10 protein-coding genes are annotated in these 13,435 nt (G+C 42.2%); 1 reads left to right on the top strand and 9 read right to left on the bottom strand.

All coding sequences use genetic code 11. The annotated features are described in order from the left end of the window. Positions 1 to 77 precede the first annotated feature (77 nt). The 3 genes from C7R73_RS06095 to C7R73_RS06105 form a co-directional block, all read right to left on the bottom strand. The gene (locus tag C7R73_RS06095; RefSeq protein ID WP_106449634.1) at positions 78 to 911 is read right to left on the bottom strand and encodes a dihydrodipicolinate synthase family protein; all 834 of its coding nucleotides are present in this window, start codon (positions 909 to 911) and stop codon (positions 78 to 80) included. A 398-nt stretch (positions 912 to 1,309) separates the two neighbouring features. Then, positions 1,310 to 2,089, bottom strand: a complete 780-nt coding sequence (locus tag C7R73_RS06100; protein ID WP_106449635.1) for an SDR family NAD(P)-dependent oxidoreductase — start codon at positions 2,087 to 2,089, stop codon at positions 1,310 to 1,312. A 62-nt stretch (positions 2,090 to 2,151) separates the two neighbouring features. Next, positions 2,152 to 3,129, bottom strand: coding sequence for an SDR family NAD(P)-dependent oxidoreductase (locus tag C7R73_RS06105; protein WP_106449636.1), 978 nt, complete (start codon positions 3,127 to 3,129; stop codon positions 2,152 to 2,154). Between the two features lie 205 nt (positions 3,130 to 3,334). Here C7R73_RS06105 and C7R73_RS06110 point away from each other — a divergent pair, with 205 nt between their 5' ends. Then, a complete protein-coding gene (locus tag C7R73_RS06110; protein ID WP_161525877.1) occupies positions 3,335 to 3,892 on the top strand; it encodes a TetR/AcrR family transcriptional regulator in 558 nt (185 codons plus the stop codon). A gap of 116 nt (positions 3,893 to 4,008) precedes the next feature. On the opposite strand, the gene C7R73_RS06115 is transcribed toward C7R73_RS06110, so the two are convergent. From C7R73_RS06115 to C7R73_RS06140, 6 genes are all read right to left on the bottom strand, one after another. Further along, positions 4,009 to 4,857: an SDR family oxidoreductase gene (locus C7R73_RS06115; RefSeq protein WP_106449638.1), complete on the bottom strand. Its 849-nt coding sequence runs from the start codon at positions 4,855 to 4,857 to the stop codon at positions 4,009 to 4,011. Positions 4,858 to 4,953: 96 nt separating this feature from the next. Further along, complete coding sequence (locus C7R73_RS06120) at positions 4,954 to 6,219, bottom strand: glycoside hydrolase family 1 protein (protein ID WP_106449639.1); 1,266 nt, start codon at positions 6,217 to 6,219, stop codon at positions 4,954 to 4,956. Between the two features lie 30 nt (positions 6,220 to 6,249). Next, the gene (locus C7R73_RS06125) at positions 6,250 to 8,049 is read right to left on the bottom strand and encodes a family 43 glycosylhydrolase (protein WP_106449640.1); all 1,800 of its coding nucleotides are present in this window, start codon (positions 8,047 to 8,049) and stop codon (positions 6,250 to 6,252) included. A gap of 36 nt (positions 8,050 to 8,085) precedes the next feature. Continuing rightward, positions 8,086 to 9,510, bottom strand: coding sequence for a 6-phospho-beta-glucosidase (locus C7R73_RS06130; protein WP_106449641.1), 1,425 nt, complete (start codon positions 9,508 to 9,510; stop codon positions 8,086 to 8,088). Between the two features lies 1 nt (position 9,511). Further along, a complete protein-coding gene (locus C7R73_RS06135) occupies positions 9,512 to 11,998 on the bottom strand; it encodes a glycoside hydrolase family 2 TIM barrel-domain containing protein (protein WP_106449642.1) in 2,487 nt (828 codons plus the stop codon). Between the two features lie 22 nt (positions 11,999 to 12,020). Next, positions 12,021 to 13,346: a PTS sugar transporter subunit IIC gene (locus tag C7R73_RS06140; protein WP_161525878.1), complete on the bottom strand. Its 1,326-nt coding sequence runs from the start codon at positions 13,344 to 13,346 to the stop codon at positions 12,021 to 12,023. Between the last annotated feature and the right edge of the window lie 89 nt (positions 13,347 to 13,435).

The raw sequence follows: 13,435 nt of genomic DNA on the forward strand, positions 1-13,435 counted from the left end.
CGGATAATTTGCTGTATATGATATTCCCGCTGAATGTCTCTTCAACGGAATTCGGCTCTTCCTCCAAAAACGAGCTACTAAAGATTACCCAACGGTGAACGTGCAATCCCCATATCGATATTCGTTTGCTTCGTGATTTCGTTTTTGATGTAAATGATTGGATTTCCCGCAAAAACGTTGCGAATCTTTTCTTCGATTCCGGCGTTTTTTGTGCCGTCCGAATGACCGTGCAATAAATCCGTAAAATACGCTTCGACCTCGGTAGGATAAAGATTGCCCGCCATGGAGGACAACCGGTTTGCGCCCAATGTGATTTTTTTGTCCAGATCAATTTCCCCGCCGGCGTAGATGTTGATTTTTTTGTCCGCCACGGAAATCAATTCGGGGATGCGCGCACTGTCCCCTGCATCCTTAATGCCGATGATGTTCGGCAGCTTAATCAATTCAGAAAATGTATCCAACTCCAGATTAAAGCCGGTGCGCCGCGGATTGTTGTAGAGGATGATAGGCTTCTCGATGATTTTGGCGATGGCTTCCACATAGAGCTTCGCTTCTTTTTGGGAAGGCATAATATAAGGCGGAAAACCCAACAGCACTCCGCTGATTCTCGGGCTCGCATTGACTTTCTCAGCCAGCTGGAGTGCTTCCTTCTGCCTGATGCTGGCCACTCCGAAGAGGATTTCCAGGTCATCCGGCAAGGTACTGTCCGCATCTAGACTTTTCAAAAGCTGCATTTTCTCAGTCAGCGACAAGCTGTGCTGCTCCCCTGTCGTGCCGCACACCATGACGGATTTCACACCTTGACCGTACAGATGCGTGATATGCTGCAGCATCGCTTCCGTATTCAAATCCTCGTTATCGTAAAACGCGGTCGGGACCGCAATATGGTAATCATTCACTAAATCATACATGTGCCTCTCCCCTTCAACAGTGCTATAAAAGCTATTATAGCACTGAATTTCAAAAGTACCTTACCTGTACCTGACAAGACCATCGGTACATCTCTTGGGAACAAAACTTGACAAAGTTACCCCGAAAGCGAACCTCCTTCAGATTAATCGCATCCCAAATCATGTGCTCTGTGATACCGAATCCTTCGATATCGACATTCTCTGAATTGTCCTTGAAGATATTAACTGCTTGACCGAAATTTAAAAAGAGCGAACCAGAAAAGCTCCTGGTTCGCTCCTATAATCAACCGGATAATATGCGGTTTTCCGCAAGTATTCAGCTGTTCCTTTATTTACTGCCAGTATTCACCTGAAAGTTTTGTAGCCAAAGCATATTCTCTTGTCGGCAAGGAATGATTCTATCCTGTAATCAAAGCTCCACCGTCAGCATGAATGTTTTGGCCTGTAATCCAATGACTGTCATCTGACGCCAGAAATACTACTACGGGAGACACATCCTTATACGGATCCCCGGCACGGTGGAACGGATTATTTACAAACGCTTCTTCAATGTGTTTCGCCACCTCTTTGCCCAAGGAAGCGAATCCTCCAGAACAATTATCCGTTAACCCATTCGGACATAAGGTATTCACACGCACATTGTATTGTCCCCACTCCCTTGCAACAACTCGGGATAATCCTCGAACGGCTTCTTTTGACGCCGCATAAGGGGCATAAAATTCATCACCCATAACTGCCGCTTCCGAAGCAAAATTAATGATTGAGCTGCCAGCACCTGGTTTGTTTTTTAAGTATGGAAAACACAGCTGCATCAAATTCCAGTAGGCATAAACGGAGCTTTGCATTTCAATATCAAGATCTTCGATAGTCTTATCCATAAATGGCGCCGGTCTCGTGATGGTGTGGGCATTGTTGATCAATACGTCTACCGTTCCAAACATATCAACTGTTTTGTCCACGAATGCTTTAAGACTGGCATACTCTCTGATATCCAAAGCCATCGCTAAAACTTTAACACCTTTTTCTTCACAGATTTCTTTCGTTTCCATCAGTTTTGACTCTGTTCTTGAACAGATGGCAAGATTGGCGCCTTCTTCGGCACAGCGAATGGCTTGTTGTTTGCCAAGTCCACTTGCACACCCCGTAATGATGATTACTTTCCCAGCTAATTTCCCCATATTTTAACACTTACCTCTCTTTGTAGTTTTACCAATTAGTTTTCCTGTTGCGCTCAACATCATTAGTTTGCAAGTATTTTGTCTTCATGATTTGAGTGATCGTCCTTAAGCAGTTCAGTCGGAATTCTTCTTTTCAAATCTTCAATGCTCCAAATGCTATCCGTGGTCTTGATTTCTTTCACCACTTGCGAATCAGACCAAAGCCCAACGACCCCATCAGCAGCCAATTTGAATAATTTACCTGTAATGCCGTTGGCGTCTTCCGAAGAAAGATAGGCCAGGAACGGCACCATTCCTTCCGCAGTGTTCTTCATGGCATCGGGTGCCTTTGCTTCTATCGCTTCTTTTGAAATACCATTCAATCTGTATTTCGTTCTTGCATTGAACCAAGAGCGCGTCCTGGCTAATGGAGTATAAACATTCACAGTGATTCCCGTGCCAGCTAAATCTTGAGCGGATGCCTTTGTTAAGGCCACAACACCGGCATTTGCCGCTCCGTATGCAGCATAGCTTGGTATCCCCACAAAAGCATCCGATGCAGAATTAAGAATTCTGCCAAAGCCCTGCTCCTTCATGTACGGCATTGCATAATGCATCATATTAAAAGTACCGGTCAGCTTGGAAGCTATGCTGATATTCCACAGTTCCGTGTCCATGTCCATTATATTACCGACCCAATTTGATGAAGCATTATTGACAATGATGTCAATGCGTCCCCAATTATCGATTGCTGCTGTCACTAATTTTTCAGCAACTGAAGGATCGCTTACATCTCCGTAAACAGGGATTGCTTCTCCGCCGCTTTTGATGATTTCATCAGCTGTTGTTTGGGCATCTCCATTGAATTTCTCCAATTCTGCCTTTTCCTCGTCAGTAAAGGAAAGATCCGTTTTCTCAAAAGCATTTATTGAAGAACCTGGCGTACGATTGTTGGTGATGACTTTGGCTCCATTTTCTGCGAGACAAAGGGCAATACATCTGCCAATCCCTTGACCTGACCCGGTAACAATCGCTGTTTTTCCTTCTAATATTTTCCCCATTGCATTCCCTACTTTCTATACACTATGTATTTTATGAAACATCGTGGCATTTTCGCAACATCTGTTGACTAAATCCATGTACTAATATTATAATTTGACCAAGCCTATTGCAATCATCACATTATTTCAAAATGTACAATACACAACACTTATCCACGAAACGATGCGTATGTTTCATTATTTTCAAAATTGGAGGGATAAATACATGAAAACGGACGCAAGGACGCGTTACACAAAAAAAGTAATCAAAGAAAGCTTTTTTGAATTGCTGAAGGAAAATCCTTTGAATAAGATCACAGTAAAAAGTATTTGTGACAAGTCAGAAATAAATCGCACCACTTTCTACAGATACTATTCCGATCCATTTGATTTGATGGAAAAGATAGAGAGTGAGCTGATTGATTCATTTCGAATGTATACCAGAGATGCTGAATACAAAAACCTTACCCAGATAGTCGAAGGTATGATGGATGCCGTTAAACTCAATCAGGATATCTATACCCTATTGATTTCGGACAATGGGGATGTAACCTTCATAAATCGGATCCTGTCCAGCAGTTATGAATTGTTTAAGGATCACTTAACAGGCTTGGTTCCTCGATTGTCTCCAAAACAACAAGAATGGTTTTATTATTACATTGCGCAAGGTTGCATTTCTGTGGTGATTAACTGGATACAAGATGGAATGAAAGAAGATTCGTCGGAAGTATCGGAGTTTATTGTCAGACTGGATACCCTTGTTATAGAGGGTTTAAAAGACTAGATAAAAAAACTGCTTCTTCAAAGGTGAAGGAGCAGTTTTTTCATCTAAAAATCAGGCCGGACATCCAGTATTGTTGAAGGAATAAATGAACAAAACAGCTGCACTCATGTTTAGATTCAATGCTTACCAATCATCTCAAATCCATACATGTCGCTGATGAAACCAGCTTGAATTTGGCTTTCCAGGCCATCATCCACAACGAGCATAACCCCATTCATATAACTTGCCATTTCGCTATTCAAAAAGACGATGGGTAGACCCATTTCTTCGCTTTCCGCTAATCTTCCATTGAATCCCGTAAAACTCTTTAGGTTATCAATGCCGCCTGCAGACTCAGCAAATTCGTCTTTCATACCAGTGTCCGTTGTTCCCGGAAGAACAGCGTTGACTCTGATGCCTTTTGGTCCGAATTGTTTCAGGATATGAGGCACATAATAGTTCATCGCCTTTTTGGAAACAACATACCCTACGTTCCCAGGGTAGCCTTTATCCAATTTTTCAATTTCGGCAAGTGTATCCATCCAATTTTCTGCTTCGATCATCGGCAGATAAACTTGTACATTTTCTTTCTTTTCCCATCTCAATCCAGCTTCAGAAGTGACGAACGCAACAGCCCCGCCTTGCTGCATCCTTTTCGATAGATAGACTTCTGTCATGTACTTATTCGACAAAAAGTTGATGATAATTGTCGACTGAAAGTCAGTCTTAATGCCTGAAACACCCGCAATACCAAAAAAACAGTCAATTTTTTGCGGCAACTCTTCAAATGCAGCATCAACAGAATTTTTATCCCCCAAATTTACACGAATATTCTTCATGGTGCCAGGAACAGTTGTTTCTGCCCAATCCAATGCGTATACTTTCGCACCCATGTCCACTAAAGCCTCTGCAGCGGCTTTTCCCATGCCACTGGCAGCACCAGTAACGACACAAATTTTCCCGCTATAATTAAAATAATCCTTCAATAATGTTTCCTCCTTTATCCTGACTTTCTCTTAGCTGATTTACACACCTGTATTGTGAACGTTGAGGATGAATGATTCATTGCGTACTAAAATCCTTTAGTTTTTCCATTGTTTATTGAATGTGCCTAAGGATTCCAGGCTTTTTTTAGGAATTCTTCTCTGGTCGCTTCTATCTACCGCAATGAGGCCAAACTGTTTAGAAAACCCTTCTTGCCACTCAAAGTTATCCAATAAAGACCAATACAAGTATCCGTATACTGGGATCCCTTCATGTATGCATGCCTTCAGTCCCTTTAACGCTTTTTCAATAAATACCACACGTCTGCTGTCATCCTCAGTAGCTACGCCGTTTTCTGTAACGATGATAGGAAGTTGGATTGATTTCCAAACTTCCCGGATGACATTTGAGATCGCCTCAGGATAGAATTCATAGCCCATTTGGGTGGTTTCTGCACCAGTGGGCACTGGCATACTGCCATTTTTTCCGATTATTTTCCGGGTGTAGTTCTGTACGCCGATAAAATCATCTTTTTGCATATACGGAAGATAATGGGTAAATTGCTCTGCCCATTCTTGCTCGGCAGCTTTCTCTCCACCGGGCTCTACCTGCAAATCATACAGGGATAATGTCACCCCTATTTTTAAATGGGGGCAAATCTTTTTCATAGCATCACGAGCAGATTCGTGGGCTTGCATAATTAACAAGTCCCCTTGTTCTGTTCGGAGTGACAAAAAAGTATTAACCGCATCGCCCTGATTAAGCCCAAAAACTGCTGCTTCTTGATTTCTGATTTTCTGAAATTCTTCCGGAAGCTCAAAATTTATGCCAACTTGTGGCTTAATTCCCATTTGCAGCATCATGTCGCGCGCAATTGCAGCAATCTGCAATCCCATATTTGCTTCATTTATCGTGCAGACATATTCCATTAAATCGCCCAATTTTTGGACGACAAATTGGCAATATTCTGTGAAATATTTGATTGTATCTTGATTCTCCCAACCCCCTTTTTGAATCAGCCATTTAGGGGAAGAGAAGTGGTGCATCGTAACGATCGGGGTTATGCCGTGCTCCAGGCAGTATTTTAAAACATTTTGATAGTGAGTGATTTCCTTTTCATCATAACTCCCCTGTTCCGGTTCAATCCTTGCCCATTCAATCGAAAAACGGTAAGCATTCAGCCCGGCATCAGCCATCAGCTGAATATCTTCCTCATAGCGATTGTAGTGATCTACCGCATCCAATGACGGTTCTTTATACATGGAGCCTTCCATTTGCTCTAAAGCCCAACAATCACTGTAAATATTATTTCCCTCAACTTGGTGCGCTGCAGTGGCAGCACCCAACAAAAATACTTCACTCATCTGATTTCATTCCCTCCAGTATCCCCTCGTTCAGGAGTCAAGCTTCGATACCGTGCCGACAGTGATCCCATTCTCGTTAAAACTGTCCAAACGAACATAAACTTCTTGTCCTTTCACTAATGCACCAATTCCTTGTTTGTTATCAAAAGTTTGATAACTATGGTACATTTTTTCCGGGCTATGCCCCCATAAAATGTTGTAGCCGACAGCATCATTTTTTTCAATTGTGATTTCCATATCGATGTCACCGATCCGCAATGCCTGGAAATTCGGCACACTCGGCTTTTCGCCGTCCCCAATTCCGAAAACCCTAAATCCTGAAACACAAAATTTTTGATTATATGGTACCTCTATTAATGTCAATTTCAAGAAACGCGCCTCAATCCCTGCATCTCTCACGATAAGATCATGCGGTAAACTCGTTTTTGCTGAGGATTTGTCCTCTATCACAAAAAATTCTTTGCCATCCATTGACCCTTCCAAAATCCAGCGCGTTACTAAAGGAGACTCCTCGATATATCTCGGCATCGACTCGCCTATGATTGTTCCGGGAACAGGCGTATCTACTTGATCATCCGCAAAATTAATCTGGATTGCCCGTACATCGTATGCTTTGCCTAAATCCATCAGTAACCATTCACCTGATTTGGCACTTGAAGATTTCCACCACGTTTGAATATCTTCATCGACTGCTTTATCAGGCCCGTTTGCGGCTTCAAAAGAAGAAGCAGAAACCCGTTTTTTGTAACTGAGTAAATACCAATCAGGATCTGCCCAAGGATTCGTTTGCGTTTTTTCTGCACTTCTTGGCCAATCGCCATAGTTCTGATTACAGAACAGTTCGCCATCTTTGTCAAAACCTGCTGGCCAAATGCCTACACGGCGCTCAAACTGATGATTCATGCTGATGCGCATCGTGGAAGTATGCCAGAAATTACCATTCAGATCTTGCATAGTGGAGCCATGCCCGGCACCCGTAATAAATCCACCGGGTTTATAAGAGTAAGGATTATTCTTTGCCAGAGTGAAAGGCCCCAGCGGACTATCTGAGATATAGGTTCCGTCTGCGTACACATTATATTGTGTTCCCGGACAAGCATATTGAAGATAATATTTCCCATTGTGCTTCGTCATCCATGCGCCCTCTATGTAAGGCCGATTGCTGAGCATGCTTTTGATTATCCCTTGCGTTTGGGTTGGCAAGGAATCTTCACTTACGTTTTGTTCTTTCAGAAACTCTTGAAAACGTTCCTCTAATTCTGTATCTCCGAGAGCCTGTATCGAATGGTTCTCACCTTTTCTTTCAAAGCCCTTTAGTTGGGTATCTTGGAAGATTACCTCCACTTTATCCCCGATCGGATGCATGGTTTCCTTGTCCAACTCGACGCCCCATACAGGCGCACTGTTGGAACATCCCCAATAAAGATAGACTTTTTTATCTTCATCTTCGAATAAATTTGGATCCCAATAATCGAAACTCCCAACAATTTCTTCATATGGGCCGTTCAAAATATCTTTTGTGCGATAAAAATTACAAATTTCATCTGATTTTGAAGCACTGAAATAAACATAACCATCAATCACCCGAACGTCTGGCGCATAATCGTAAAGTGGTAAATGAGCCGGCAATCTGTGGTTTTCCCAATCAGCCAAATTATCAGACACCCAGACGCCTAAGGTCATTGATGCAAAAATATAATATTTCCCATCAAACTCAATCATGGAAGGATCAGCTGCTTCTCTTGCTATCTCGATTCTGTTATCATGTTTTCGATTTTGATAAAACTGGTATAAATAATCCACATTGATGGGATTACAATAATAATTCATTATCAGTTCCCCTCCCGAAATTTATTGTTGATCTTATCAGTCCAGAATCTCTCCATTGGTTTCAATCACTATTTTGTACCAATCAAATGATTTTTTCTTGTAGCGTTTGTATGATCCATTTCCTTCATCGTCCCTATCGACATAAATGAACCCATAGCGTTTGCTCATTTCTCCCGTAGTGGCACTCACCAAGTCGATGCAGCCCCAGGTTGTGTAGCCAAGTAAATCAACGCCATCCAATTCCACGGCATCTCTCATCGCTTTGATATGTTCACGGAGATATGAAATCCGATAGTCATCCTCCACTTTGCCGTCAACGAGCTCGTCTTTAGCCCCCAACCCGTTTTCTACAATAAACAAAGGTTTTTGATAGCGATCATAGAGCGCATTTAACGTGATGCGAAGCCCTAATGGATCGATCTGCCAGCCCCATTCACTGACATCCAGATATGGATTTTTTAAGGTCGCGAATACATTAGCATCTGTCGCATTATTTACTTCGGGATCTGTACTCACCAACCTGGATGAGTAATAGGACAAAGAAATAAAGTCAGCTGTATTTTCCCGAAGGACTTCTTCATCATCCTCTTTAAAAGGAACGGTTATTCCTTTTCTGTTGAGTTCCTTTCGTGCGTATGAAGGATAATAGCCGCGGACTTGAATGTCTGTAAAGAAATATTCTGACCGGTCTTTTTCCAAGGCCAACCAAACATCTTTCGGATTGCAGGTATTGGCATAGGCATTCCCAGCAGCCAACATACAGCCCACTTTCATTTCAGGATCGATTTCATGGGCAATTTTTGTCGCCCAAGCGCTCGCAACCAACTGATGGTGTGCCGCAGTGTATCTGACAGCTTCCGTGTTATCCGTCCCCTGCAGCACGACTCCGCCAGCCAAAAATGGAGCATGGAGGATCATATTGATTTCATTAAACGTGAGCCAGTATTTTACTAAGCCTTTATATCTTGTAAATAGTGTTCTTACTAAATTCTTGTAAAAACAGATTAATTTTCGGTTTTCCCATCCCCCATACCGTTTGACCAAGCCCATGGGACAATCAAAATGAGTAATGGTGACGAGCGGTTCGATACCGTATTTCTGACATTCTTTGAATATCTCCTCGTAAAACAATAAGCCTTCCTCATTCGGCAGTTCCTCATCCCCAAGAGGGAAAATTCTGCTCCACGATATCGACAGCCGAAAGGTTTTAAAACCCATCTGATGGAATAATGCGATATCTTCCTTAAAATGGTGATAAAAATCAACGGCTTGGTGGGAAGGATAATAATGGTCCTGATCCGTTTCCAACGAACCTTCCCCTGCAACAAAGACAGGGAATCGGTCCTTGCCGTGCGGTATAAGATCCACATTAGAAAGGCCCCTGCCGTCTTCAGTATAGGCCCCTTCACATTGATTTGCCGCTGTTGCGCCACCCCATAAAAAATCATTTCGAAATGCCATATTAAATTCCTTTCTTACTTGTCACTATTGATACTTTCTTTTCGTCTTTTCCGGACTTCACAACGATATCAATTGTTCCGGATTCATTGGTTGACCTTACAACAGCAAGCAAATGCCCGTCATAGGTTTTCCAAGTATTGTTCCCAAAGAAGTTTTCTGTCTGGGGGTTTCCCGATCCGAACCCCTGGATTACCCCAGGCCCGTCTATCTCGATCGTCACTTCGGCCTCGGCTTGATGGTTAAGGGTTCCGGATTCATCAACAACGGATATCTTTACATAAGCCAAATCCGCTCCGGTTGCTTCAAGCTCATTCCTATCAGGCTCAACTAACAGCTCCACTTCAGGATTCGCTGTACATAATTCTTCTGTTTCTGATGCTTTCCCGTCACGGTAGCAGACTGCTTTCAAACAGCCAGGTTGGTAGAGCGTTTCAAATGAAGCCGTGAAAGGCTCACGCTCTCCTACATTCTTCCTTCCAAGCGACTCACCATTCAGAAATAGTTCAACCTCATTGGCATCACTATATACATCTATGATGGTTGGTTTTCCTTCGTAACCGCTCCATGTCCAACTTTCAATATTGTCTTTAAATGCCCATGGCGTTTTTATGCATGGCATTCCAAATCTATTCAAACGGGCGACTGAAATGAACGGCTTCTTTCTTAGCCCAAAGATCACTTCTCGGTAATAACTGATTACCCGACGAGTCCCGATGATGTCTATATCCCCACAATATGCGGTCAGATCCGGCCAATGATTCGAAAAAGGCCGACTGTCATCGTAGTAAAAGTTTCCTATACCCGCCTCACCGAGATAATCAAACCCAGTCCATGTCAAATCGCCGAGCACATTGTTGTTCTCCTTCACAATATTCCACAAACGGGGAATTTCACTCGGAAAGGTTTCTGTTCCCAGCACGATGCAATTGGGATCGAGCGTATGACGTGAAGTCATATAGTTTAATCCCGCTACATCTGTGCCTTCAAGAAATTCTTCGATTGTATCGCTCATGATCGGATGGTTGGCGACGTTATCCGCTAACGGTCCCACCAGCATAGCCATCATATTGTTCACTTGATTGCTTCCGGCAGCGTCCGTATCTGAACTATCTGCTTGGGAAGAAATACCGCTGTCCAGTGCACTTTGAGCGATGTCCTGGAAAATCAACGGCAGTTTTTTTGAAGCAGCCGTGAGGCCATTTATTGCATTGACAGTAAATCGGGCACCGTCCAGGTCTTTGATTCTCTTGTTGATCTTCCGATTCAATTCAGCCCCCTTCGCTGTTCCTGCTTCGGAAAGTTCATTTCCTAAACAATACATAATGACAGAGGGATGATTTATATCTTTCGCAACCATGCTGTCTACGTCCTCTTCCCAGTTATCAGAAAAGAAGGTTGAGTAGTCATTGTGATTTTTGCAGACATTCCATACATCAGATAATTCATCAATCACTAACATGCCATGCTTATCACATGCATCCAGCATTGCTTTGCTGATGGGCTGATGAGCACTTCGAATGCAATTGAACCCTGCCCCTTTGAGAAGCACACAGCGCCGTTCTTCAGCTCGATAAAAGGTGGCTGCGCCGATAACGCCATTATCATGGTGAATGCAGCAACCCTGCAGTTTTATTGTTTTCCCATTTAAACGAAGACCATTTGTCGCATCCAGTTTCAGATCACGAATGCCCAATGAAACCAATTCTTCGTCCAGTAAAGATCCGTCTTGCTCGATTCGAATGCGTGTCTTATACAGATAAGGGGTATCTATATCCCATAGAATTGGCTTTTTAAGGGCAATTCTTTGTATAACAGTCGTATCTTCTTCAAAAACGGTTACTTTTTTCGTTTCGCTGGCAACAACATGATTATCGGCATCGAGGATGTCCGTCGTGATTTTTACGGTTTTTGGTATACGATGTTCGTTCTCTAAGGTTGTTTCAACGACAACCACCGCGAAATCCGCATCAATTTCTGGAGTAGTTATTTTAACGCCGTCAATAGCGATATGCAGCAAATCACTGCGCAGAATATTCACATCACGATAAATTCCGCTTCCTGAGTACCACCGGCTATTCGGAAGAGCCGTATTATTTACGGCTACTTTCAGTTCATTTTCTTCCCCGTATTTCAAATACATATTGGCATTGATATAGAAATTTCGGTACCCGTTGTTGCATCCGCCAGCGTAAACATCATTGATGAACACTTTCGTATTTGAATAGACGCCTTCAAATTCGAAAGTGATTGACTGGTTTTCCCATTCTTCAGGAACCGCTATCTTTTTAATGTATGTATAATTCCCGCCCGGATAAAAGCCCGTTTGGGAGCCATTCGCTACTTCTTTGCTTCTGGTTTCATGAATCATTGCATCATGCGGCAATTGAATTAGCTTTGCAGCGTGTTCACTGTTCATCACGGCTTCCATCAACGGATTGTCCGCACCTGCCTTAAAGATCCAATCTTCATTCAATTTTTGTCTAATCATACATTTCCCCCAAAATACTTCTCTATATGTCTGTCTGCAACATCTTCTCTGCTTCTAAAGCAGCTTCCAATTTTTGCTCTTCCTGAAGTTCTTTTTTATCCAAAACCATAAACAAAGGCAGATACAGGAGTACATTCAATAAAATGATCGCCAGGAATATCAACATTAGAGGCAAGCCACCAACTAAGAACCCGGTAATCGGAAACGGCATAGTCCATGGTGTCATCACTGCAACTACTGGGTTAAGGTTAAATAATCCTAGCTTGATTGCAAGATAACCAATCCCCATCGAAATGGAAGGTGTCAAGACCAAATGTAAGAAGAACATAGGATTCAAAATGATCGGAAAACCGAACATAATTGGTTCTTGGATATTAAAGATACTTGGAACGATGCTTATTTTGCCCATGACTTTATATCGTTGAGATTTGCCAAAAACTACCATACAGATTGCCAAACCCATTAAACTTCCTGCTCCCCCAAGGTTTGTGAAGAGATACACTACGCCTTCTTCCAAATACGGAAGTGGTTGTCCACTCATATACGCCGTGATATTGTCAGTTAAAATAGTAGTGAACACTGGAATATAGAGAGAAGTAATGGCCAATGGATGAATTCCAAAATACCACAACACACTAGCTGCCGTTTGCAAAATGATCAAGGCAGGAACGTTAGCGCCAAGTTTCATGATAGGCCCCTGAATGAGGACGGTAATGACATTGAAGACATTTTCAAATGGGGATATGGAAACAACCGCTTTAAGGATAATGACCAGCCCAATGATGATGAAGCCAGAAAATAGTGGTTCAAATGATTGAGCAACCATAGGCGGCACACTATCAGGAAGCTTCAAAATAATTTTTTTCTTTGTGATGAACACATAAATTTTAGCGACTAGGATACCAAAGATAATCGATACAAATATCCCATTGCCCCCTAAATATTGTGCTGAGTATGCAACTAAATTGCCTTCTCCCATAGGAATATTTTCCGGGATGAGCATGAAATAGGTCAAAAGTGAAAAAATTCCAGATGGTATCGGATTGATACCTTCTTTTTTTGCATACGTATAGCCGATGAGGAATGATATAAATACAGGTGTTAAGTTATTTTGCGTTGTCACAAATGAATCCAAAAATTCCTTGATACCTATATTTGTAAGAAACGTTGTTACAGCCGGAAGTGGAAAGTTGGCCAACAAAGAAAAAACTGCTCCTCCGATCATAATCGGTAAGGTCGCCATCATCGATTCCATAATAGTGGATAATGTTTTATTTTGAGTCAGCTTATAAGACATCGGCTCCACTTTTTCAGTCAAAAAATTTTGTACTTTTTTAAATATTTTCATGTTCATTATTTCCTTTCTCTTGCCATAGTTTTTTCTCCCATATAGCTTCATTCATCCAAAAATCCAAAAAAGTCGAACACCTCCGAATA

The organism is Trichococcus alkaliphilus, from assembly GCF_003008695.1.
Taxonomy (GTDB): domain Bacteria; phylum Bacillota; class Bacilli; order Lactobacillales; family Aerococcaceae; genus Trichococcus; species Trichococcus alkaliphilus.